Annotated in this window: 27 protein-coding genes; 18 read left to right on the plus strand and 9 right to left on the minus strand. The window is 50.6% G+C overall.

All coding sequences use genetic code 11. From position 1 onward, the window contains the following. Nucleotides 1–272: 272 nt before the first annotated feature. The 7 genes from DWY55_RS13145 to DWY55_RS22515 all read right to left on the minus strand — a co-directional run bounded on the left by DWY55_RS13145 (nucleotide 273) and on the right by DWY55_RS22515 (nucleotide 5893). The gene (locus tag DWY55_RS13145; protein ID WP_120178103.1) at nucleotides 273–803 is read right to left on the minus strand and encodes a hypothetical protein; all 531 of its coding nucleotides are present in this window, start codon (nucleotides 801–803) and stop codon (nucleotides 273–275) included. Nucleotides 804–815: 12 nt separating this feature from the next. Beyond that, nucleotides 816–1067, minus strand: a complete 252-nt coding sequence (locus DWY55_RS13150; RefSeq protein WP_120178104.1) for a DUF6926 domain-containing protein — start codon at nucleotides 1065–1067, stop codon at nucleotides 816–818. Between the two features lie 10 nt (nucleotides 1068–1077). Then, nucleotides 1078–1335, minus strand: a complete 258-nt coding sequence (locus DWY55_RS13155; RefSeq protein WP_055172787.1) for a hypothetical protein — start codon at nucleotides 1333–1335, stop codon at nucleotides 1078–1080. Nucleotides 1336–1570: 235 nt separating this feature from the next. Then, complete coding sequence (mobC, locus tag DWY55_RS13165; protein WP_120178105.1) at nucleotides 1571–3598, minus strand: conjugal transfer protein MobC; 2028 nt, start codon at nucleotides 3596–3598, stop codon at nucleotides 1571–1573. Between the two features lie 34 nt (nucleotides 3599–3632). Then, complete coding sequence (gene mobB / locus DWY55_RS13170) at nucleotides 3633–4886, minus strand: conjugal transfer protein MobB (protein ID WP_120178106.1); 1254 nt, start codon at nucleotides 4884–4886, stop codon at nucleotides 3633–3635. Further along, on the minus strand, nucleotides 4876–5346 hold the full coding sequence (mobA, locus tag DWY55_RS13175; RefSeq protein WP_120178107.1) for a conjugal transfer protein MobA: 471 nt from the start codon (nucleotides 5344–5346) through the stop codon (nucleotides 4876–4878). Before mobA ends, mobB begins: the two co-directional genes overlap by 11 nt. A gap of 415 nt (nucleotides 5347–5761) precedes the next feature. Further along, nucleotides 5762–5893 (minus strand): hypothetical protein, encoded by a 132-nt coding sequence (locus DWY55_RS22515; protein ID WP_262640236.1) that lies wholly within the window; start codon nucleotides 5891–5893, stop codon nucleotides 5762–5764. A gap of 126 nt (nucleotides 5894–6019) precedes the next feature. On the opposite strand from DWY55_RS22515, the gene DWY55_RS13180 reads away from it, so the two are divergent. Genes DWY55_RS13180 through DWY55_RS13195 form a run of 4 tightly spaced genes read left to right on the plus strand, consistent with a single transcriptional unit; the run spans nucleotide 6020 to nucleotide 8437 of the window. Next, complete coding sequence (locus DWY55_RS13180; RefSeq protein WP_072545507.1) at nucleotides 6020–6787, plus strand: ParA family protein; 768 nt, start codon at nucleotides 6020–6022, stop codon at nucleotides 6785–6787. Beyond that, complete coding sequence (locus DWY55_RS13185; RefSeq protein WP_118686893.1) at nucleotides 6784–7221, plus strand: DUF3408 domain-containing protein; 438 nt, start codon at nucleotides 6784–6786, stop codon at nucleotides 7219–7221. The genes DWY55_RS13180 and DWY55_RS13185 overlap by 4 nt, the downstream gene beginning before the upstream one ends. Nucleotides 7222–7223: 2 nt before the next feature. After that, complete coding sequence (locus tag DWY55_RS13190; protein WP_118686894.1) at nucleotides 7224–7679, plus strand: DUF3408 domain-containing protein; 456 nt, start codon at nucleotides 7224–7226, stop codon at nucleotides 7677–7679. 2 nt (nucleotides 7680–7681) lie between these two features. Further along, the gene (locus DWY55_RS13195; protein WP_118686895.1) at nucleotides 7682–8437 is read left to right on the plus strand and encodes a DUF4122 family protein; all 756 of its coding nucleotides are present in this window, start codon (nucleotides 7682–7684) and stop codon (nucleotides 8435–8437) included. Nucleotides 8438–8600: 163 nt separating this feature from the next. On the opposite strand, the gene DWY55_RS13200 is transcribed toward DWY55_RS13195, so the two are convergent. Both DWY55_RS13200 and DWY55_RS13205 read right to left on the minus strand, forming a co-directional pair. Next, on the minus strand, nucleotides 8601–8906 hold the full coding sequence (locus DWY55_RS13200) for a hypothetical protein (protein WP_118686896.1): 306 nt from the start codon (nucleotides 8904–8906) through the stop codon (nucleotides 8601–8603). Then, complete coding sequence (locus DWY55_RS13205; RefSeq protein ID WP_118686897.1) at nucleotides 8884–9501, minus strand: SLOG family protein; 618 nt, start codon at nucleotides 9499–9501, stop codon at nucleotides 8884–8886. The genes DWY55_RS13200 and DWY55_RS13205 overlap by 23 nt, the downstream gene beginning before the upstream one ends. Before the next feature lie 35 nt (nucleotides 9502–9536). Here DWY55_RS13205 and DWY55_RS13210 point away from each other — a divergent pair, with 35 nt between their 5' ends. The 14 genes from DWY55_RS13210 (at nucleotide 9537) to DWY55_RS13275 (ending at nucleotide 20574) form a co-directional block, all read left to right on the plus strand. Beyond that, nucleotides 9537–9761 carry a hypothetical protein gene (locus DWY55_RS13210; RefSeq protein WP_118686898.1) on the plus strand — a complete coding sequence of 75 codons (225 nt, stop codon included), beginning with the start codon at nucleotides 9537–9539 and terminating at the stop codon, nucleotides 9759–9761. A gap of 105 nt (nucleotides 9762–9866) precedes the next feature. Beyond that, nucleotides 9867–10163, plus strand: a complete 297-nt coding sequence (locus DWY55_RS13215; RefSeq protein WP_072531852.1) for a DUF4134 domain-containing protein — start codon at nucleotides 9867–9869, stop codon at nucleotides 10161–10163. 2 nt (nucleotides 10164–10165) lie between these two features. After that, a complete protein-coding gene (locus DWY55_RS13220) occupies nucleotides 10166–10498 on the plus strand; it encodes a DUF4133 domain-containing protein (protein WP_118686899.1) in 333 nt (110 codons plus the stop codon). Further along, nucleotides 10495–12993: a TraG family conjugative transposon ATPase gene (locus tag DWY55_RS13225; protein ID WP_118686900.1), complete on the plus strand. Its 2499-nt coding sequence runs from the start codon at nucleotides 10495–10497 to the stop codon at nucleotides 12991–12993. Before DWY55_RS13220 ends, DWY55_RS13225 begins: the two co-directional genes overlap by 4 nt. 33 nt (nucleotides 12994–13026) lie before the next feature. Then, nucleotides 13027–13641, plus strand: a complete 615-nt coding sequence (locus DWY55_RS13230; RefSeq protein WP_055172653.1) for a hypothetical protein — start codon at nucleotides 13027–13029, stop codon at nucleotides 13639–13641. 40 nt (nucleotides 13642–13681) lie between these two features. Beyond that, entirely contained in the window at nucleotides 13682–14314 is a 633-nt protein-coding gene (locus DWY55_RS13235; RefSeq protein WP_071149222.1) for a DUF4141 domain-containing protein, read from the plus strand. An 18-nt stretch (nucleotides 14315–14332) separates the two neighbouring features. Continuing rightward, nucleotides 14333–15337, plus strand: a complete 1005-nt coding sequence (traJ, locus tag DWY55_RS13240; protein ID WP_118686901.1) for a conjugative transposon protein TraJ — start codon at nucleotides 14333–14335, stop codon at nucleotides 15335–15337. Nucleotides 15338–15357: 20 nt separating this feature from the next. Further along, the gene (gene traK, locus DWY55_RS13245) at nucleotides 15358–15981 is read left to right on the plus strand and encodes a conjugative transposon protein TraK (RefSeq protein WP_029426967.1); all 624 of its coding nucleotides are present in this window, start codon (nucleotides 15358–15360) and stop codon (nucleotides 15979–15981) included. Between the two features lie 12 nt (nucleotides 15982–15993). Continuing rightward, complete coding sequence (locus DWY55_RS13250; RefSeq protein ID WP_029426964.1) at nucleotides 15994–16287, plus strand: TraL conjugative transposon family protein; 294 nt, start codon at nucleotides 15994–15996, stop codon at nucleotides 16285–16287. 4 nt (nucleotides 16288–16291) lie between these two features. Next, entirely contained in the window at nucleotides 16292–17584 is a 1293-nt protein-coding gene (traM, locus tag DWY55_RS13255; protein WP_117884659.1) for a conjugative transposon protein TraM, read from the plus strand. A gap of 20 nt (nucleotides 17585–17604) precedes the next feature. Continuing rightward, entirely contained in the window at nucleotides 17605–18576 is a 972-nt protein-coding gene (gene traN, locus DWY55_RS13260) for a conjugative transposon protein TraN (RefSeq protein ID WP_118686902.1), read from the plus strand. A gap of 2 nt (nucleotides 18577–18578) precedes the next feature. Then, complete coding sequence (locus DWY55_RS13265; RefSeq protein ID WP_072531844.1) at nucleotides 18579–19151, plus strand: conjugal transfer protein TraO; 573 nt, start codon at nucleotides 18579–18581, stop codon at nucleotides 19149–19151. 6 nt (nucleotides 19152–19157) lie between these two features. Next, complete coding sequence (locus DWY55_RS13270) at nucleotides 19158–20036, plus strand: toprim domain-containing protein (protein ID WP_118686903.1); 879 nt, start codon at nucleotides 19158–19160, stop codon at nucleotides 20034–20036. 34 nt (nucleotides 20037–20070) lie between these two features. After that, entirely contained in the window at nucleotides 20071–20574 is a 504-nt protein-coding gene (locus DWY55_RS13275) for a DUF3872 domain-containing protein (RefSeq protein WP_118686904.1), read from the plus strand.

Genomic DNA, 20574 nt, shown 5'->3' on the forward strand with positions numbered 1-20574 from the left:
GTGTTCAAGCTCTTTACTGCAATTGAGATTGCCATTGAGATTGCTTGCGGATTTTAGGTATTAGAAAAGTACAAACATTCGAAATACAATAGAACAATACATAACTATGTAATATATAGCATATTACCGATAAGTGTAATTGGAGGGATACTTTTTTATGTTATACTTTATAAAACTGTTATCATTCCATATGCATTAAGAGGAAAATTCTTTTTCCTAATTGATTGTTAACAATAAGAGCGCATTTTCAACCTCTGAATTTTGAGAGTGTATCAAATTGCAATATATTTGATGCACCCTCTCTTTTTATTTTGCCTGTATAGTTCTTCATATTCACCGAAGCCGAAACATCCTGCTATGACAAAATCTTCCCCGCTTTTGTCAGCCAGCGATAGCAGGCTGTCCAAAGTATCGCAGTAGAAGAAGACTTCACCATCCATTTTCGTGTCGGAATCCATGTTCAGGACGATTCTTGCCTCCAGCATTTCCAAGGTGTCATTCCAGCGTATGACACATTCGAGAAAATACGGTTCATGTCCTTTTTCAGTTAGGTACTCTTGATATTTTTCACGGATTTCCTTTTTGATTTCCTCCGGCTTCTTCCAGGCACTGTCGTCCACAATTTCAAGGCTCAGTCCCTCGACAAGCAGGCACGTACCTCTGTCATATACCATCAGGGTACGTTTTCCCATGTGGCTTTTTCTTCTGGTCTCCCAATCGGGAATGTCCCATCGTTCGGTAGTCCATACTCCCCGGTAATCCTCCGGGACTGCGAGATATTCGCTCAGTGTCATTCTTTTCATCTTTCTGTCTATTTATGGTGAAACAAAAAGAACCTTGCAGGTCTTGCAAGGCTCTCCAAATGCGGGATAGCGGTCAAACTCGTTGCAGGCGTCCCAATTAACGCTCATCGTGTATCCTTTCGGGAAATGTGTGCCGACAAATTTTTCAATCATGGCCCGTTCCTTTTCGTTCAGACTGCCGTCCTCTTCCGTTCCGTATTCCAGGGCATATATGGCCCATTCGGGGATGTTGTCCCATCCCGTCTTTTTCATGTGCGCTGCCATAGCATACCGTTTATGCGGCGGAAAGTCTGCCGATTATCTCCTGAAGTTCCTGTTCCCATTTCCCGTCGCCATTGCCGAAGGATGGATAGGTAAGCTGGTACCAGTTGTGGTAATCGAAGAGTTTCATCCTCAGCGGATAGTAGTCGAATATTTTCCGGCCGTCCCTAAAGATGCGGATATGATTTATACCTACGTTCATGGCCTGTAGTCCGTGTCCGTTTAGAATCTCATGGAATCTTTCCATCGGGGTGAAGTTGCTTCTGCTCATATCTTTCATTTTTTTGAGTTAGACATCTGCGGCTTGTCAAGCCGGTATTTTATTTCTTGCCTGCCTTTCTGTCCCGTGCCGGATAGTGCAAGGCTTTGCGAAAAAATACCGGAGCACTCGTGCGAGGATGATTTTTTCAGCAAACCACGGAGGGGCCCGGCCTTGCACAATCCAGCGGGCACGGGACGACCTTTGCAGGCGGAAATAAAACAGCGGTCTCCCTTTTTCTCTATTTTCAGTCATTGTTTTCTTCTCCCTCCTGCTGCGGGATGAGGTGTCTCAGCTCCGGATCATTTTTTATTCTTTCCATCTCTTCTTCTATTATCTGCAAGACATCCGCCTTTATCTGCGAGTAGTTGCGGTCAATCTGCTGCTGCATGATATCGTTTCCGTCCGCGTCCCTGAACTCGTTGATGACAGGAATTTTCTTGTAGGCTTTCATCTCTTCCGATACCTTTGCGCTGTCCACGATGATGCGGGCATGGAAAATCTTCTGGTCTATCTCTTCCCCGAAATTGTCTGCCACGCTGCCAACGAATGTACCCTGCGAAAGATTGGCTATCTTGGAAGCGGGTATCAGGGAATCAAGCTGCGTGTTGATGGAAGTCGAAGTGTCCTGACGGTTGATGGATATGGACTGCCGCTGCTGGAGAATCTTGCCGAACCGTTCCGACAGTGATTTTGCCGTTTCTCCGACCACTTGTCCGCTGAAGATATTGCCCACCGTGTTCTGGATAACCTTCGCCTCCTTGTCGCCGTAGTCACGTGCAAGCTGCGAGAAGTCCTGGAAGCCGAGACAGACGGCCACCTTGTTGCTTCGGGCGGTCGCAATCAGGTTGTCGATACCACGGAAATAGATGGTCGGAAGCTCGTCGATGATGATGGAACTTTTCAGTTGTCCTTTCTTGTTCACCAATTTGACGATGCGCGAATTGTACAGGCCGAGAGCCGCCGAATAGATATTCTGCCTGTCCGGATTATTGCCCACGCAGAGGATTTTGGGGTGTTCGGGATTGTTCAGGTCAAGGGTGAAATCGTCTCCCGTCATCACCCAGTAAAGCTGTGGCGAGATCATTCGCGAAAGAGGGATTTTCGCACTTGCTATCTGGCCCTGGAGCTGGTCTTGAGCTCCACCTTGCCATGCGTCCATAAAGGGGGAAAGATAGTTTTCGAGGGACGGATAAGAGGTAAGAATCGTGAAGATATCGGCATACGGCTTGTTAAGAAATTCGATTGCATGAGGGAACGTGCAATACTTTCCGTCCTTGTAAATCCGCAAATACCAGATGATTGCGGCAAGCAGGATAATCGGTGACTCCACGAAAAAATCACCCTGTTTCTGTATCCAGGTCTTGTTCAAATTGAGCATTATGGTATAGGCACTTTCGTAGGCATCGCTGATATCTGCCATGAATCTTGGATTGATTGGATTGCATCGGTGGCTGCGTCTGGGGTCGTCGAAATTGATGACATAGAATTCCGGCTTGACTTTGTAATGTTGTCTGTGCTTGAGCAGATGGTTGTAGGCTATCTCCGAAAGGTCCGGAAACTTGTAGTCATAGATATACATGGCAAAGGATTTCTCAATCTGCTGTTTGATGTAGTTGTTCACCACGGCATAGCTCTTTCCGGAGCCGGGTGTTCCCAGTACGATAGAGGCTCTGAACGGGTTCACGATGTTGATCCAGCCGTCCCATTCCTTGCCCTGATAGACAAATTTCGTGGGCAGGTTGACGGAATACTCGTTTTCCATAAGCCTTGTTTCCTGCATGAAACTTTCGTTGGCGGTGTTGAATACGTCTTCCATGAGGTTGTGTTTCAGCATACGGCTGATCCATATTCCCGACATAAGCAGGAGAATGTAGCCCGTGGTAAGCGTCAGCGTATATACGGTAGCATTCAATGTCGTACTGAACGGCAGGTCAAGCATCCACCAGTTCATGAAGAACAGGACGATGCCGCCGAGGAAGGCGGCGTATATTTTCCGCCACGTCATCTTCTGGTTCTTGACACCTTTCGTACCCAGACACGAAAGTCCCAGGAATATGAAGGCGAACACTTTCGTCACGAGTAGGTTGCTGAACAGTCCTGCCGTCCTCTGGAAGTTCAGTAGAATCCTGTCCACGACTCCGATGTTGATGCCCATATCCACGAATGCGCTGTAGCAGAACCAGTAGACATGGATCACAATAAACACGATGGAAATGGCACGCATGAACTCCATGACCTTGGCCAGTCCTCTTAAATCATCTTCTTGTTGCATAACTGTAAAAATTTTGATGGTTGGTAATTGACAATCAGGATATGCCGCGTGAACGGCGTTTCTTCTTTTTCTTGCGTTGCAGTCTGCGGGCGAGTGCCTCCTCCTGCGGGTCCGGTCCGTTGATGTCGGGACTGAATATTCCGAAAGCCTGCTCGATGGCGCTTTCCATGTTGTCGGAAAGGCTCTCCCGTGTGGAGGCATATTGTCCGGTGGATTCCGGATCCGGAAAATCCTGCGGCCTGTTAAAAAGCTGTTCGAAGGCGTTGGCGGAAAACTCCTTGCCCAGACGGGAACCGTTATATACCTCACGGTTTCTGTGGTCTATGAAGGTCACGCCGTAGATACGGCCTTCCTCGTTTTCCCTGAACACCACGTCAATGCCCTTTTCCCCGAGCAGCCGGATGAAATCTTCCCGGTTTCCTCGGCAGCCGTGCATGGCCAGCGTGACGGCATCATGGATTTTCGGTTGCCACTTCCGGTTTCTGAAATCTCGGACATTGACGGCAATCCTTTTTTCTATCCCTTCGTAGCCGAAGCGCTTGCCGATGAGCGAAGACTTGATGGGCGTGCATACCGGCCTACCCGCATCGTCCGTCAGGGTATATACGATACCGTTGTAGGGTGAGCCTTCAAATTCTCCCCGAACCTGTTTGGCCTCGATGTTGAAGCATGAGAGCATGGCACTGAACTCCCCGAATGTCTGGAAGCGGTAGGCGGTGAACACACTTTTGAGGATATTGCCGACCTGACGTTTCACGTCCCCGTCCCGGTAGTCCGCCTTCTTGAGATACGGTTCCAGCAGTTCGTTCCGCTTGTCAGCCACAGGCTTGAGTCCGAATCTGTTTTCCAGTTCCCGGCAGGCTTTCATCGAACGATTCCATTCGTATGCGTCACTGATTTTCTCGCCGTTCTCCTTCACGCAGGTGGAGACAATATGGACATGCCTGCGGTCGATGTCCTCGTGCAGATAGACGATGTAGGGCTGGTCGCCGTAGCCCATCTTCTGCATGTACTCACGTGCCAGTTCCGCGAATTGCCCGTCCGTGAGGCGGTCGTCCACCGATGGGTTCAGAGAGATATGCAGTACCGGCTTCACCGTGTTCCTGTTGGCGGCGAGGTAGCTCTCGAAAGCCCATAGCGTCTGCTGCATGACATTGTGGGGATTTCCAGTGAGGTCGGTAATCATGCGGTTGCCCGCGATGATACGGGCGGTTGCCTCATCCACTTTACGCTGGTTGTAGATGACCGCCCCGTAGAGCGATACACCCCTGTTGATCTTAGCCACCATTCTGCTGTTCCTCCTTTTTTCTTTTTATAAGGTATTCCTCCTCGAACTCCCGGGTAAGCATGATGATCCGCTTGCTCAGCACCACCAGGTCGATGGTGGCCTTTTCCAGATTGCGGAGCAGGGCGAACGCCCGTTTCTCGCCGAAATTGGACTTGACTGCCTTCACAGTCTGGTTGTAGTTGTTGCCGATGGCCTGGAACTGGTGATAGAAATTTGTAAGTCTGATGTAGTAGTCCATCGCAACCTTGTCGATTCTGACGACCTTCATTTCACGTCCGAAAATCATCGCCTTGATGAATCTTGCCCGTTGTTTCATCCCGGATTTTTCAAACAGCAGCTCGAAATTTCCGTTCTCTTCCGAAGTCAGTTTGATACCGTAGCGGAATACTGCCGGGTCGGTCTTCGGTTTTCTGCCCGTGCTTCTTCTTGTTCTTCTTTTACTGTTTTCTTCCATACGCATTGAGATTTTCTGTTTCTGATTTTACGTCATGGATTTCCGACTTTGGAGGAAATCCCTCCCGAGCCTTCAGGCGAGTGGCAAGTTTGTTTTGGGATGCCCGAATCATTTCGGGCTGCCCAAAACACAACTTGCTATGTTCGCTTGAACATGAATTTGCCTGAAGTCAAATTGAGTTTTGACCTTCAGCCTCATTCTTCGGCTTCGGGATAACTCCATCCGGCATCCATTCCGTTGTCGGTGGCAAAGTTACGGCGGTATATCTACCTATAAAACAGTATGTTATATGTAACAAGATGTCATACGATGACAAGTGTCGTCACCGTCTCCGGATGATGGCGATTATTCGGGAAAATCCTTTTTTATTTGCAGTGCGGACGGTTGCAACCAGCCTTCTGATAGCGGAATAATGGTCATATTATCCGATGATTCCGGTAACGGTTGGGATGATGGAAGCAATATCGGACGGGACCGTTGACGGATTGTCATGACCAACAGACAGACCGCGGATGGAAGCGATGTCGGAAAGATGCGGTAACAGTAGCATCAAAGGTTATGACACTGGATGATACCGTTAATGGATGCGGATTTGGATGGTTGGAAAGAAACGTCTGCGGATTCACGGATTAGTGGATGACACCGGTATTTATTCAATAACAATTAAAAAGAAAGACTTATGAGTAAAGAAACTTTGTTCGTTGCGATTAGCAACCAGAAAGGAGGGGTCGGGAAATCGGCCCTGTCCGTAGTGCTTGCCAGTTACTTCCATTTCGAGAAGGGACTGAACGTGGCTATCGTTGACTGTGACTCTCCCCAACACAGTCTCGTACGTATGAGGGAGCGTGACAAAAAGGCTGTTTCCAACAGTGCCTATTACCGGCAACTGATCAAACAGCAGTGGAACCAAGTGCAGAAAAAGGCCTATCCCATTGTAGGCTCCACCGCTGAAAAGGCAAGGGAGGCGGCTGATGCGATTGCGGCAAGCGGGGATTACGACCTTATTTTCGTGGATCTTCCCGGAACGGTCGAGTCCACCGGGGTATTCCGTACGATTGTCAATATGGATTACGTGCTTACTCCCACCGTTCCGGACCTGATTGTGATGCAGAGTACGCTGTCCTTTGCCACGACTGTACTTGACCATATCAAGAAGATGGAAAATACCCCGTTACTCAAGGACATCTTCTTTTTCTGGAACAAGTTGAAAAAACGTACCAATGTGGAGATTCTCAGGTCATATTCGGAAGTCATGAGGGAGCTGCATCTGACAGTCCTCGACAGCACACTTCCTGACCTGTGCCGTTATGAAAAGGAGATTACCCATGCCAAGCGTGCCTTTTTCCGTTGCACGCTGCTGCCGCCTCCGGCCAGACAACTGGAAGGCAGCGGACTGGTGGAACTTGCGGAAGAACTTATGGTCAAACTTAAACTCGGACAGTCATGAAAAAGAAAATCGTAGAGGTGGACGAAGATGTCCTGAAGGAAATCATTGTCGGTGACATACCTGTTTTCGGCAAGGACAGCCCCGCCCCGAAAGAAAAGTCCGTGGAACATCAGGAAGCGAAAAGCCCCGCCGCAACCGTACCGGCAGATACTCCAGCGGAAAAGCCCTCCGTGGAGAAGCCCAAAAGGAAAAAGGATGAATCCTTCGGATACCGGGAAAGGTTTCTGGTCAATATACCCGCGTCAAACCGTTCCCATGTGTATATCAACCGTGAAGTGGCCGAGTGCATCAAACGGGTACTGCCTGTCATCGCTCCGGAGATGAGCATATCCGGCTTTATCAGCAATATCCTTGTGGACCATCTACAGAAACACTGGGACGAAATCAACGAATTGTATAACAAAGAGTATTATAAACCATTAAAACCATTTTGATTATGACACAGATTATTTTTCAGGCCATTGTTGCCTGTTGCTGCATTTACACTGTTTACAGATTGTCATTGTTTATTTTCCGTAGGCTGTTCAAGGGCAGGAAAAGCGGAAAGGATGTCCGCGACGTTTCTGTAGAAACGGCAGACATCACAAGACATGACAATGGGGATGATGATACTTCCGAAATAACATTTGAGGTACTGGAAAACACATCCGCTTTCAAATCTTCGGAAACCGGTTCTTATAAATCCTCCTATTTGGTAAGTTATCCTGTAGGCAACCGGATACAAGTATATATCAACCGGGAGAGTTATGCCTACATCAAGCGTTTTCTGGCAGTTACCGCTCCTGAGATGCCCATTTCCGGTTTTGTAAACAGGATTATAGATGAACATTTGAAGAAGTACGAGCATGAGATGTCAAAGCTGTACACGGAATGTATCACCAAACCTTTATAATTATGACTGCGATATTTTATTTTACCGTAAAGGCAGTATGTGCTGTCTATATATTGTGCCATTTGTGGACATTTATTTTCCACAGACGTATGTACGGAATATGGGACCGCATTTTAAGGCTGATGCGGATTGCCCGTGTCAGAGTGTGGAGATACCGCAGACAACGCAAGGAAGAGGCGGAGCGTCGTGCCCGCAGAAAGGCAAGGCGCAGAAAGCCGGAAACGGATAAGTCCAAAGGAAAAACCGAAACGGCTGTTCCGTCCTCTTCTTCGGATGACGATGATGTGATAGGCAAGACAAAGGTCATCTATCTGGAAGACCCGAAAGTAGCAAGGATGACTCCAACCCGTTCCGAGCCGATGGAGAAAATTCCATTGGAGGAAGACGAGGATATCGGTTCTGATGATGTGGAGCAGGAAAACAAAGGACTGACAGAAGAAGAGCGTGAGGAACTGATGGCTCCCGTAGATGCCGAACCCGACCCGGATTTCAACACGGCATTGACAATCGAGGAAATAAACAACGTGGCGGAAGTACTTACTTCCGGGATTGTTGACGAACAGAAAGCCCTGCGTGCCGCAAGAACCATCCATTACAAACTGAGTGAAACGGAGATACTGGCTTTCCTGACCGACAAGCTGAGCAATCTGGAGAAGGTGAACGGTTTGCTTGACAAGTATCTGGGAAACCGGAGGGGTGTATCAGGAAGAAAAGGCAGTAAGGAAGATGAGCCTTTCGATATAGACAAGTATGCGTGATCAGGAAGTTCAAACGTGGCCATCCTGAAACGGTCAGATGAAGGAGATTCTGGTTGAATCTGAAAGAGTGATACATACAGGATAACTTTAGTTTCATACCCCTGCTTTCCCTTTTTAATATTTAGGGGGAAGTGGGGGTATGCGATATGAGACGGTGGATATCCTATTTCCTATCCGGGTACAAAAGGTCGGGACTGACATTGATGAAACGTACATAATCCTCCGTATGCGCGAAAGACTCGTCATTGATTCGTCCAGCCAGTTCATCGGGTGTCAGACATTCCACATCGTAGAATGTCTCGTCTTCAGGATCATCCAGACTTCTGGCGGGGGATTTCCTCCACATCTCAATGATTTTCTCATCAGAAACGTCTCTGCTGAAAAAACCGCAGTTCCATACAAAAGCGAGTAATCGTGTTTCTCTTTTCCCTGTATGGTCAGGGATTTTAATCTGTTTCTTTGATTTCATAAGTTCCTATTTTTAAATCTGTCCATTTTATATTCGGTTTATTTGGTTCATGATTGTTTTGCAATGCAGTTATGTCCGTTATCACTTCTCCAGTAAACAGATTGATGACTTCCCGTCCAGTTTCCACGGCCTTTTTCACGGTATGGTATGTACCTCCGTTGCACACGTTGTCCCAATATGCTATTACCATTGAAGCCCTGCTGACCATATAGGTGTCACGGCGCAGGTAACATCCCCTGTAATATTTTTCTGAAAGCATCACTACCCGGTCAGCCTTCTTAAGCAGTTCCCTGTAAAGCAGCTGGTCTTGCGGGTCAAACCATTCGGCTTGGGCTCTGAAAGGGATAGCAGCCGCCAGTGTCATATCCTCATATTGTTCTTTCAGTTGCAGGACAGCTTCAGCCGCTATCATGTCGAACCCTTCTGCCATGCCCGAATAAAATTCTCTGAAACCTTCTTCATAGAGGTTTTTTATCATAGTTATGACCTTTCCCCTGATTTGTCCGCTGAGGTTCCGGTAGTCCTTGTTTTCCTGCATCAGTCTTTGCTTCCGGTGTCCCGTGAATGCCGCTACCTTTTTTTCTTCCTGTTTCATGATGTTCTGTTTTTTGTTCTACATGTGTCCGGTATATGCCGGAGTTTGATTTCTTGCAGGCTTTTCTGTCCCGTGCCTGGATACTGCAAGGCTTGTCGGGAGAAAATACCGCAAGCGCAGCGAGGATGATTTTCTCCCGGGCAACCGGAACGGCCTGCCTTGCAGATTCCGTAAAGGCACGGGCTACCTTTGCCGGAAGAATCAAATGCCGTTTTTCCGCTGTTTTTTCTTTGTCGCAATCCCTTTACGATGTAACGTAATGACACCCGATGTTACGCATCGTCAGCGTTGTAAATCAATGAATTAAGCGTTATATATTCGTGGTCGAAATCATTTTTTGTCTCACCAAATAAAAGTTTCGACACATGAAAAAAAGATTCTTTTTTGCAGCCATGGCGCTGCTTGCAACGACAGGGGCTTTCGCCCAGGGTAACGGTATCGGCGGCATCACTGAAGCCACCAACATGGTCACTTCCTATTTCGATCCGGGAACCAAACTGATTTATGCCATCGGAGCCGTGGTCGGCCTTATCGGGGGCGTGAAGGTCTATTCCAAGTTTTCCTCGGGAGATCCCGACACTTCCAAGACGGCAGCCAGCTGGTTCGGCGCCTGCATCTTTTTAATCGTGGCCGCCACCATCTTACGCTCATTCTTCCTCTGATTATGGCGGAGTATCCTATCAACAAGGGAATCGGCCGCAGTCCTGAGTTCAAGGGGCTGAAAAGCCAGTACCTGTTCATCTTCGCCGGCGGACTGCTCACCCTGTTCGTCCTGTTTGTCATCATGTACATGGCAGGCATCGACCAGTGGGTATGTATCGGTTTCGGTGTCACCTGCGCCTCGGTGCTTGTCTGGGTGACTTTCCGCCTGAACGCGAAATACGGTGAATGGGGACTGATGAAATTGCAGGCGCTGCGCCGCCATCCCCGCTACATCATCAGCCGGAAGGGTTTCCTCCGGTTGATTTGTCTAATCCCCAAAAAACGAAGCGTATGAGAAATGTAATGAAAGCCGCCACGCTGGAAAGCCGGTTTCCGCTGATGGCCGTCGAGCACGGGTGTATCATCAGCAAGGATGCCGACATCACCGTGGCCTACAGGGTGGAGCTGCCGGAAGTGTTCACGTTGACACGCGCCGAGTACGAGACCCTCCATTCCACATGGGCGAAGGCTGTCCGGGTTCTGCCGAACTACAGCATCGTCCACAAGCAGGACATCTTCATTGAGGAGAGCTACAGACCTGATATCTGCCGGGATGACCTGAGTTTCCTCAGCCGCAGCTTTGAAAGACATTTCAACGAGCGGCCGTACCTGAACCATACCTGCTATCTGTTCCTGACAAAGACCACGAAGGAACACAGCCGCACGACAAGCAGCTTCAATGCCCTCACGCGCGGGTTCATCATCCCCAAGGAGATGCAGGACAAGGATACCGTCGCACGCTTTCTGGAATGCTGCGGGCAGTTCGAGCGTATCGTGAACGACAGCGGTCTGCTCCGCATGGTCAGGCTGACGGACGAAGAGATTACCGGTACGGAAACCTCCGCGGGCATTATCGAAAAGTATTTTTCGCTTTCGCAGGAAAATACGACCAGCCTGCAGGACATCACTCTCGGAGCCGGGGAAATGAAGGTCGGCGACAACCTGCTCTGCCTGCATACCCTCTCCGAAACGGAAGACCTGCCGTCATCCGTGGGTACGGACAGCCGTTATGAACGGCTGTCCACGGATCGCAGCGACTGCCGCCTGTCCTTTGCCGCACCGATAGGGATACTGCTCACGTGCAACCATATCGTGAACCAGTATCTCTTCATAGACGATTCGGCGGAAAACCTGAGGAAATTTGAGCAGACCGCCCGCAACATGCACTCGCTGTCCCGTTACAGCCGCTCCAACCAGATCAACCGTGAATGGATTGAGGAGTACCTGAACGAGGCGCACAGCAAGGGGCTCACTTCCATCCGTGCGCACTGCAACGTCTTTGCATGGAGTGACGACCGGGAGAAGCTGAAGCGTATCAAGAACGACGTGGGCAGTCAGATTGCCCTGATGGAGGCCAAGCCCCGTCAGAACACGGTCGATGTGCCGACACTCTTCTGGGCGGCCATTCCCGGCAATGCCGGTGATTTCCCGTCAGAGGAAAGCTTCTACACCTTCATCGAGCAGGCCCTGTGCCTGTTCATCGGGGAAACGTCCTACAAGGATTCACTCTCGCCGTTCGGCATCCGCATGGTGGACCGTCTGACCGGAAAGCCTGTCCATCTGGACATTTCCGACCTTCCGATGAAGAACGGTACGATTACCAACCGCAACAAGTTCATCCTCGGACCTTCGGGCAGCGGAAAGTCTTTTTTCACCAACCACATGGTGCGCCAGTATTATGAACAGGGAGCGCATGTGCTGCTGGTGGACACGGGAAATTCCTATCAGGGACTGTGCAGCCTTATCCATGCACGCACGCATGGCGAGGACGGCATCTATTTCACCTATGAGGAGAGCGATCCGATAGCCTTCAATCCTTTCTACGTGGAGGACGGTGTGTTTGACATCGAAAAGAAGGAGTCCATCAAGACGCTTATCCTTACCCTGTGGAAACGTGACGACGAGCCGCCGACACGTGCCGAGGAGGTGGCACTCTCCAACGCGGTCAATCTCTTTCTGGAGAAGATACGCACGGACAGTACCGTGGTTCCGTCCTTCAATACCTTCTATGAGTTCATCCGAGACGAATTTCAGGAAATCCTGAAGACCAAGCGTACACGGGAGAAGGATTTTGACGTGTGGGGATTCCTGAATGTGCTGGAACCTTATTACAAGGGTGGCGAGTATGACTTCCTGTTGAATTCCGACAGACAGCTTGATTTGCTTGGCAAACGCTTCATTGTCTTCGAGCTGGACAATATTCGTGACAACAAGGTGCTGCTTCCGATTGTCACCATCATCATCATGGAAACTTTCATCAGCAAGATGCGAAAGTTGAAAGGTATCCGAAAGATGATACTTATTGAGGAATGTTGGAAGGCATTGGCATCCGCCAATATGAGCAACTATATCCGCTACCTTTTCAAGACCGTCCGAAAGTTTTTCGGAGAGGCTGTTGTCGTTACCCAGGAGGTGGAAGACATCATTTCGTCACCCATCGTCAAGGGAACCATCATCAACAACAGCGACTGCAAGATTTTGTTGGACCAGAGGAAGTATGTCAACAAGTTCGATGAAATCCAGTCCCTGCTGGGCCTGACCGACAAGGAACGTGCTCAGATTCTCTCCATCAACATGGCCAACAGCCCGTCCCGCAAGTACAAGGAAGTGTGGATAGGTCTCGGCGGAACACAGTCGGCGGTCTATGCCACCGAGGTCTCGCCGGAAGAGTACTGCACCTACACGACCGAGGAGACGGAAAAGCTTGAAGTAATGCGGCTTACCCGGAAGCTGGGTGGCAATATCGAGCTGGCAATCAAGCAGCTGGCCGAGAGCAAGAGGAAAAAGTGAAATCATTTATCAACCCATTAAACTTCTGAATTTATGTATAGCGATCTGGAATCTAATGAAAGCAAACGCCGTGAGGTCGTGTCATCTCTCTACTGGTCCCTGATGCAGGGCTGGAATATTCCTCTTTCCATACAGGACTATTACGGGCTCACGGAGGATTACCGTCTGTTCCATCAGCTTGAAGGGATGGCTCCTGACGAATACCTGCGGAAGAGGCAGACGGGGGAAGTACCCGACATTCTGGAGGTGGATGCAAGACTGACACACGCGGTGGAGAAGATTTTTGAAAGTGTATGTCCCCGTCCTCCGGCTGAATACCTTGACAAGCTGAACGGGGAACTGGAGAGGCTGGGCAGTATTGCCGCCTCGCCAGGTTCCGTACATGACCCGATACATATCCGCCCGGATTTTCTCGTGAAATACGGCATTGACAGGAGCAGTCCGGAGGATGTGATACGGAAACAGGCGGAGAAGGCTTACCGGGAACTGGATGCCCGATTTGTCAGGATGACCGGCAGACGTCCTTATGCGGATGAGTTCTTCAGAAATATCAGGCCTGCCCGCACGGTCTCTTCGGAAACAACACTGCGGAGAAAACCGCACATCAACGTCCGTCCTAAGCCGAAAGGTCGAAAGATGGGACTCTGAACTAACGGAAAAGATTTATCAACCATTAAAGATTAACGACATGAAGAAAAGAATTATGACAGCCTTATGCTGTATCTGCCTCCTTTCGGCAGGCAGGGCACACGCCCAATGGGTAGTGACCGACCCCGGGAATCTTGCCCAGGGCATCATCAATGCCGCCAAGAACATCGTCCACACGTCCTCGACGGCAAGCAACATGGTCAAGAATTTCCAAGAAACGGTAAAGATTTACCAGCAGGGCAAGGAGTATTATGACGGTCTTAGGAAAGTGAAGAATCTGGTACGCGATGCCCGCAAGGTGCAGCAGACCATCCTGATGGTCGGCGACATCACGGAAATTTATGTGACCAGTTATGAGCGTATGCTCAGTGACCCTTATTTCACCCCTGAGGAACTGAGTGCCATCGCCCTCGGCTACACGAAGCTGCTGGAGGAGAGTGCCAATCTGCTGACGGACCTGAAGACGGTGGTCAACGAGAACGGCCTTTCGATGAACGACAAGGAACGTATGGACATCATCGACCGCTGTTATACCGACATGCTGCAATACCGCAGTCTGGTGCAGTACTATACCAACAAGAACATCGGCGTGTCGTACCTGCGTGCCAAGAAACAGAATGATCTTGACCGTGTGATGGCTCTGTACGGTTCACCCAACGAACGCTACTGGTAATTTCAAGGAGGATTGCTTATGGTATTGTTGGCTGTGAATTTTGACAATCTGCACCAGATCCTGCAAAGTCTGTACACGGACATGATGCCGCTCTGTTCGCAGATGACCGGCGTGGCCAAGGGCCTTGCCGGATTGGGAGCCCTCTTTTATGTGGCGTATCGTGTCTGGCAGTCACTGGCCAGGGCCGAACCTATTGACGTGTTCCCTTTGCTGCGTCCGTTTGCTCTGGGTATCTGCATCATGTTTTTTCCGACCATCGTGCTGGGTACGCTCAACAGCATTTTGTCACCCGTCGTGACCGGAACGCACAGGATTCTGGAGACGCAGACCTTTGACATGAATGAGTATCGGCAGCAGAAGGACAAGCTGGAGATTGAGGCGATGCGGAGGAATCCCGAGACGGCCTACCTGGTGGACAAGGAGGCTTTTGACAACAAACTGGATGAACTGGGAGCTCTGGACGCTATCGAGGCTTGCGGTATGTATGTGGACCGTGCCATGTACAACATGAAGAAGTCCGTGCAGAATTTTTTCCGTGAGCTGCTGGAACTGATGTTCAATGCGGCCGCGCTTGTGGTGGACACGCTAAGGACATTCTTTCTGATTGTCCTTTCCATTCTCGGACCGATTTCCTTTGCCATTTCGTGCTGGGACGGCTTTCAGGCCTCGCTGAGCCAATGGTTTGTCCGCTATATCAGCATCTATCTGTGGCTGCCCGTCTCTGATCTTTTCAGCAGCGTGCTGGCACGCATACAGACCCTGATGCTTCAGAGGGACATCGAGCAGCTGTCCAACCCCAACTTCATTCCGGACAGTTCCAATGCCGTGTACATCACGTTCCTGATTATCGGCATCATCGGGTATTTCACGATTCCGACCGTGGCCAACTGGATTGTTCAGGCCGGTGGAGGTGCGGGAAATTACGGCAAGAACGTGAATCAGGCTGCTTCCAAGACAGGCTCCATTGTGGGCGGTGCCGCAGGTGCTACTGTAGGAAATGTGGCCGGAAGACTAATCAAGTAACAATCATAAAACGAATAAGAATGGAATTCAAATCATTGAAAAATATCGAGACCAGCTTCCGGCATCTGCGCCTGTTCGGAATAGTCTATCTGGGTGTCTGCACCCTGCTTGTGGGCTATTCCGTGTGGAAGGCATACAGTTTTGCCGAAGCCCAGCGCCAGAAGATCTATGTGCTGGATGAGGGGAAGTCGCTCATGCTCGCCCTCTCGCAGGACCTGGAGCAGAACCGTCCCGTGGAGGCAAGGGAACATGTCAGACGTTTCCATGAGCTGTTCTTCACGCTGGCCCCTGACAAGAGTGCCATCGAGGGGAATGTGCAGCGTGCCATGTTCCTGAGTGACCGTTCCGCCTATTCCCATTACGGGGATCTGGCCGAACAGGGTTACTACAATAGAATAATTTCGGGCAATGTCAGCCAGCGTATCGAGATAGACAGCGTGAAATGCGACTTCAACACCTATCCGTATGATGTCATGACATACGCACGCCTTTTCATCATCCGTGAGAAGAGCGTGACGGAACGCAGTCTTGTCACGCATGGCAGGTTGCGGAATTCCACCCGCAGTGACAACAATCCGCACGGGTTCATCCTGGAAGGGTTCCATGTGCTGGAGAACAGGGATATCAGAATGTATGACAGATAAAACAATGTATGTATGAGAAAAATGTATGTAAAGTTCAAGGAATGTATCGGGGGCAGGCTGCGCGGCCTTTGTGACAGACTCACACCCCGTCAGAGGGCAATCGCCGTCATCGTGATGGTTTCCCTTTTCGCGCTGGTGAATTTCTACATGATTTTCCGTGCGATTTATGACATCGGACGGGAGGATGCCCGGCAGGACATCATCAGGATAACCCCGCTTGAGGTTCCCGACTTTGTGCCTGCGGATACCCTCTCCGATATGAAAGTCCGTGAGATGGAAGAGTTTTTTAACCAGTTCAACAAGTAAGATTATGAGTACAGATGCAGAAAAATTGAAACAGAAGCAGAAAATCAGGAAATATCTGGTTTTCACAGGTATGTTCCTGCTGTTCCTCGGGTGCATGTGGCTAATTTTCGCCCCGTCCGAGAAAGACAGGCAGGAGGCGGAAAGGAAGACGGGCTTCAATGCCGAACTTCCAGATCCGAAAGGTACGGGTATAGAGGCGGACAAGATGGCTGCCTATGAGCAGGCGGACATGATTCGCCGGCAGGAGGAGAAGAAGCGTACGCTGGCCGACTTCTCCGCCCTGACCGATGGACACAGACAGGATAATGTCCCGGAAACAGAACCGGCGCAGGACATTGCAAGTGAAAATGAAAGCCGTGCGTACCATTCAGGAGGAAACGGCAGGACGGGAGCCTTCGCCTCTTCAGCCTCGGCTTACAATGACATCAACGCCACTCTCGGCAGTTTTTACGAGAGTCCTGAGGAAGACCCGGAAAAGGAAGCCCTGAAAGCAGAGGTGGAACAGCTCCGACAGGCTGCCGCAGCGCAGACGGCCGGACCGAGCTACGAGGAACAGGTGGCTCTGCTGGAGAAGTCCTATGAACTTGCCGCCAAATATATGCCTTCGGGCGGCAGCACGGGAACAGCGGACAGTCAGGAGACGGAAAGTCCCTCAAGGGAGAGGAAGGCGAAAGCCGTTCCCGTCGGGCTGGTGTCCTCTCCGGTCGTGTCGTCCCTTCCTCAGCCTCTTACCGATTCGGTACAGTTCGCGAGACTGCTTTCCGGTGCTGATATCGGCTTCCATACGGCTGTGGGCAGTGCCGGGACACAGATGGCGAGGAATACCATACGGGCCTGTGTGCATGGCGACCAGACCGTTATCAGCGGACAAAGCGTGCGTCTCAGGCTGCTGGAGGCCATGCGTGTGGGAAGATACGTGCTTCCCCGCAATACCCTGCTGACCGGTGAGGGACGTATCCAGGGCGAGCGGCTTGGCATTGAAATCCTGCAGGTCGAATATGACGGCAATGTCATTCCCGTGGAACTGACCGTGCTGGACAGTGACGGACAGGCCGGGATATTCATTCCCGGTTCGACGGAAGCGAATGCGGTAAGGGAAGTGGCCGCCAACATGGGACAGAATCTCGGCACGACCATCTCCATCACCAACCAGTCGGCAGGCGACCAGCTTCTCTCCGAGCTTGGACGAGGGGCCATACAGGGCGTGTCGCAGTACATCTCCAAAAAGATGCGCGAGGAGAAGGTACACCTCAAATCAGGCTACGGACTGATGCTTTATCAGAACAACAATCAATAACCCATTAAAACAGTAAAGACATGAAAAAGATTCTTTTGATGCTTGCCCTCGCAGGCGGCGTTGCAAGTGCACATGCACAGTCGGCTGATACCACGGCCGTAAATGATTTGACTCTGAAGGCGGATATCTATCCGCAGCAGGAGGACGGCGACCTCTATCACGGACTGTCCAGAAAGCTCACCTTTGACCGGATGATTCCGCCTTACGGTCTGGAAGTGACGTATGACAAGACGACCCATATCATCTTTCCCTCGGCTGTCCGTTACGTGGATCTCGGTTCTCCGAATCTGATTGCGGGCAAGGCGGACGGTTCAGAGAATGTAATCAGGGTAAAGGCTACTAGAAAGAATTTCCGTGAGGAGACCAACATGTCGGTGATTACCGAAAGCGGAAGTTTCTACACCTTCAATGTGAAGTATGCCGACGAGCCTCTGCTGCTCAACATCGAGATGGCCGATTTTGTTCATGACGGCAGCGAGATGAACCGCCCGAACAATGCCCTTGACATCTACCTGAAGGAACTCGGCAGCGAGTCGCCCAAGCTGGTACACCTTATATCCAAGGCCATCCACAAGGATAACAGACGCCACATCAAGCATATCGGGAGCAAGGCGTTCGGCATCCAGTACCTGCTGCGCGGGCTCTATACCCACAACGGGCTGCTCTATTTCCACACCCAGGTGAAAAACACGTCGAACGTACCTTATGAGGTGGATTTCGTGACGTTCAAGATTGTGGACAAGAAGGTACTCAAGCGCACGGCCATCCAGGAGCAGGTGATATTTCCGCTGCGTGCCTACAACTATGCCACGGCTGTTGCCGGAAAGAAGGACGAGCGTACCGTCTTTGTCTTTGACAAGTTCACCATTCCCGCCGACAAGATGCTGGTGGTGGAGATGCACGAGAAGAGCGGAGGCCGTCACCAGAGCTTCACCGTGGAGAGTGAAGATATCGTGAGAGCGAGGGTGATCAATGAACTTAAAGTGAAATGACCATGAAGAAGTATCTGTTTCTTTTTGCCGTATGCGTATCGCTTGCCCTGTCATCGGGGCAGGCATACGCCCAGCGTTACCTTCCCGGAATGAAGGGTGTGGAACTCAGGGGAGGCTTTGCCGGAAGCCTGCAATCTCCGGTTGACTGGTACACGGGGTTTGCCGTATCGGGCTATACGAAAAGGGCCAACCATTGGGTGGCTGGCGTGGAATACCTGCTGAAGAACTACGGCTATCGCGGGACTTCCGTTCCACGGGCCCAGTTTACGGCCGAGGGCGGTTATTACCTGAAGTTCCTGTCCGACCCGGCGAAGATATTCTTCCTTTCTGTCGGCGGTTCCGCCCTGGTGGGATATGAGACATTGAACTGGGGAGAAAAGGTTCTGTATGACGGTTCCATGCTTTCCTACCGGGATGCCTTCGTCTATGGCGGAGCCCTGACGCTGGAACTGGAAAGCTATGTGACTGACCGTATCGTGCTGCTTGCCCATGTGCGCGAACGTGTGCTTTGGGGCAGTTCTCTGGGAAAGTTCACGACACAGTTCGGGCTTGGAGTCCGTTTCATCATCAATTAGACGCCTATGGATATAGAGATGATCAGAGGCATTCCCATTGAGGAATTCCTGTCCCGTCTGGGACATGAGCCGGTCAGACGGCACGGCGACGAATGCTGGTATCTCTCCCCGTGCCGTGAGGAAAGGACACCTTCGTTCCATGTGAACACCCGCAAGGGTGTATGGCACGACTTCGGTACCGGGCATGGAGGTGACATCTTCACCCTTGCGGGAGAACTTTCAGGAAGTGACGGCTTCATGGCACAGGCAAGGTTTATCGCCGGAGTATATGGAGGCACAATACCTGAATATGCCGGACAGAAAAAAGGGAATAAAGGTATCAGGGCAGAAAAGCGGAAAGAGGCTTCCCGCTTTGAGGAAGTGGTACGGAGTCCCTTGTACTGCAATGTCCTGCTCGGTTATCTGAAGGGACGCGGCATTCCTGCCGAAATTGCCCGTGCAGAGTGCGAGGAAGTACGGTTCCGGCTGTACGGCAAGCGGTATTTTGCCGTCGGCTTCAGGAATATGAGCGGAGGCTATGAGCTACGGAGCAGGTTCATGAAATGGTGTCTGCCGCCCAAGGATATTTCGGTTATCCGCAATGGCTCGCTTACCTGCAACCTGTTTGAGGGTTTCATCGATTTCCTTTCGTGGAAGGTACTCGGCATCAGCCGCGGTGAGGACTATCTGGTCCTCAATTCGGTGGCCCTGCTTGAACGCTCGTTCCCTTATCTGGACCATTACGGGAAGATCCGGTGCTACCTGGACAATGACGATGCCGGAAAAAGGACACTGGCCGTCCTTCGGAAACGCTACGGTGACAGGATTGACGACTGTTCCGACCTGTATGCCGGATGCAAGGACTTGAACGAATATCTGGAAAGCAATTTTCCGCCTGAACAGTAATTTTTTTTATAAACCGTTAAAACAAGAAATGAATATGAAACCGATTATGAACAAGAAAGGGCTGTTTGCCCTTGTATGCGCCCTGATGGGCATGACCTTCAGTATATTGACCTCGTGCAGCGATGACCTTGACGTGCAGCAGTCCTATCCCTTTAAGGTGGAGACGATGCCGGTTCCCAAGCGTATCGTGAAAGGCGAGACTGTGGAAATCCGCTGTGAACTGAAACGGGAAGGACGGTTCTCCGACGCCCGCTATACCATCCGCTATTTCCAGCCGGACGGTGAAGGCAAGCTGCGCATGGACGACGGGATGGTACTGCTGCCCAACGACCGTTATCCCCTGGACAGGGAGGTGTTCCGCCTTTATTACATCTCCGAGTGTGAGGACCAGCAGAGCATCGACATCTATTTTGAGGACAACAGCGAGCCGGCACAGCTTTTCCAGCTGACCTTCGATTTCAACAATGAGACGGAGGATGAGGATACCGTGGTTACCTCCGGCGGTAAGGAACAGCCTGTCGTCATCGTATCACAATGA

It is taken from the genome of Bacteroides sp. AF25-38AC (assembly GCF_003602995.1).
In the GTDB taxonomy this organism is placed as follows: domain Bacteria; phylum Bacteroidota; class Bacteroidia; order Bacteroidales; family Bacteroidaceae; genus Bacteroides; species Bacteroides uniformis.

Excerpts from the sequence above, each read along its gene's own strand:
- DWY55_RS13195 (WP_118686895.1), top strand. The coding sequence starts at position 7,682 with ATGACTGCGATATTTTATTTTACCGTAAAGGCAGTATGTGCTGTCTAT.
- DWY55_RS13190 (WP_118686894.1), top strand. The coding sequence starts at position 7,224 with ATGACACAGATTATTTTTCAGGCCATTGTTGCCTGTTGCTGCATTTAC.
- DWY55_RS13180 (WP_072545507.1), top strand. The coding sequence starts at position 6,020 with ATGAGTAAAGAAACTTTGTTCGTTGCGATTAGCAACCAGAAAGGAGGG.
- traM (WP_117884659.1), top strand. The coding sequence starts at position 16,292 with ATGAGTACAGATGCAGAAAAATTGAAACAGAAGCAGAAAATCAGGAAA.
- DWY55_RS13265 (WP_072531844.1), top strand. The coding sequence starts at position 18,579 with ATGAAGAAGTATCTGTTTCTTTTTGCCGTATGCGTATCGCTTGCCCTG.
- DWY55_RS13185 (WP_118686893.1), top strand. The coding sequence starts at position 6,784 with ATGAAAAAGAAAATCGTAGAGGTGGACGAAGATGTCCTGAAGGAAATC.
- DWY55_RS13235 (WP_071149222.1), top strand. The coding sequence starts at position 13,682 with ATGAAGAAAAGAATTATGACAGCCTTATGCTGTATCTGCCTCCTTTCG.
- DWY55_RS13230 (WP_055172653.1), top strand. The coding sequence starts at position 13,027 with ATGTATAGCGATCTGGAATCTAATGAAAGCAAACGCCGTGAGGTCGTG.
- traJ (WP_118686901.1), top strand. The coding sequence starts at position 14,333 with ATGGTATTGTTGGCTGTGAATTTTGACAATCTGCACCAGATCCTGCAA.
- DWY55_RS13275 (WP_118686904.1), top strand. The coding sequence starts at position 20,071 with ATGAAACCGATTATGAACAAGAAAGGGCTGTTTGCCCTTGTATGCGCC.
- mobC (WP_120178105.1), bottom strand. The coding sequence starts at position 3,598 with ATGCAACAAGAAGATGATTTAAGAGGACTGGCCAAGGTCATGGAGTTC.
- DWY55_RS13205 (WP_118686897.1), bottom strand. The coding sequence starts at position 9,501 with ATGAAACAGGAAGAAAAAAAGGTAGCGGCATTCACGGGACACCGGAAG.
- DWY55_RS13225 (WP_118686900.1), top strand. The coding sequence starts at position 10,495 with ATGAGAAATGTAATGAAAGCCGCCACGCTGGAAAGCCGGTTTCCGCTG.
- DWY55_RS13270 (WP_118686903.1), top strand. The coding sequence starts at position 19,158 with ATGGATATAGAGATGATCAGAGGCATTCCCATTGAGGAATTCCTGTCC.
- mobA (WP_120178107.1), bottom strand. The coding sequence starts at position 5,346 with ATGCGTATGGAAGAAAACAGTAAAAGAAGAACAAGAAGAAGCACGGGC.
- DWY55_RS13150 (WP_120178104.1), bottom strand. The coding sequence starts at position 1,067 with ATGGCAGCGCACATGAAAAAGACGGGATGGGACAACATCCCCGAATGG.
- DWY55_RS13215 (WP_072531852.1), top strand. The coding sequence starts at position 9,867 with ATGAAAAAAAGATTCTTTTTTGCAGCCATGGCGCTGCTTGCAACGACA.
- traK (WP_029426967.1), top strand. The coding sequence starts at position 15,358 with ATGGAATTCAAATCATTGAAAAATATCGAGACCAGCTTCCGGCATCTG.
- mobB (WP_120178106.1), bottom strand. The coding sequence starts at position 4,886 with ATGGTGGCTAAGATCAACAGGGGTGTATCGCTCTACGGGGCGGTCATC.
- traN (WP_118686902.1), top strand. The coding sequence starts at position 17,605 with ATGAAAAAGATTCTTTTGATGCTTGCCCTCGCAGGCGGCGTTGCAAGT.
- DWY55_RS13145 (WP_120178103.1), bottom strand. The coding sequence starts at position 803 with ATGAAAAGAATGACACTGAGCGAATATCTCGCAGTCCCGGAGGATTAC.
- DWY55_RS13200 (WP_118686896.1), bottom strand. The coding sequence starts at position 8,906 with ATGAAATCAAAGAAACAGATTAAAATCCCTGACCATACAGGGAAAAGA.
- DWY55_RS13220 (WP_118686899.1), top strand. The coding sequence starts at position 10,166 with ATGGCGGAGTATCCTATCAACAAGGGAATCGGCCGCAGTCCTGAGTTC.
- DWY55_RS13155 (WP_055172787.1), bottom strand. The coding sequence starts at position 1,335 with ATGAGCAGAAGCAACTTCACCCCGATGGAAAGATTCCATGAGATTCTA.
- DWY55_RS13250 (WP_029426964.1), top strand. The coding sequence starts at position 15,994 with ATGAGAAAAATGTATGTAAAGTTCAAGGAATGTATCGGGGGCAGGCTG.
- DWY55_RS13210 (WP_118686898.1), top strand. The coding sequence starts at position 9,537 with ATGCCGGAGTTTGATTTCTTGCAGGCTTTTCTGTCCCGTGCCTGGATA.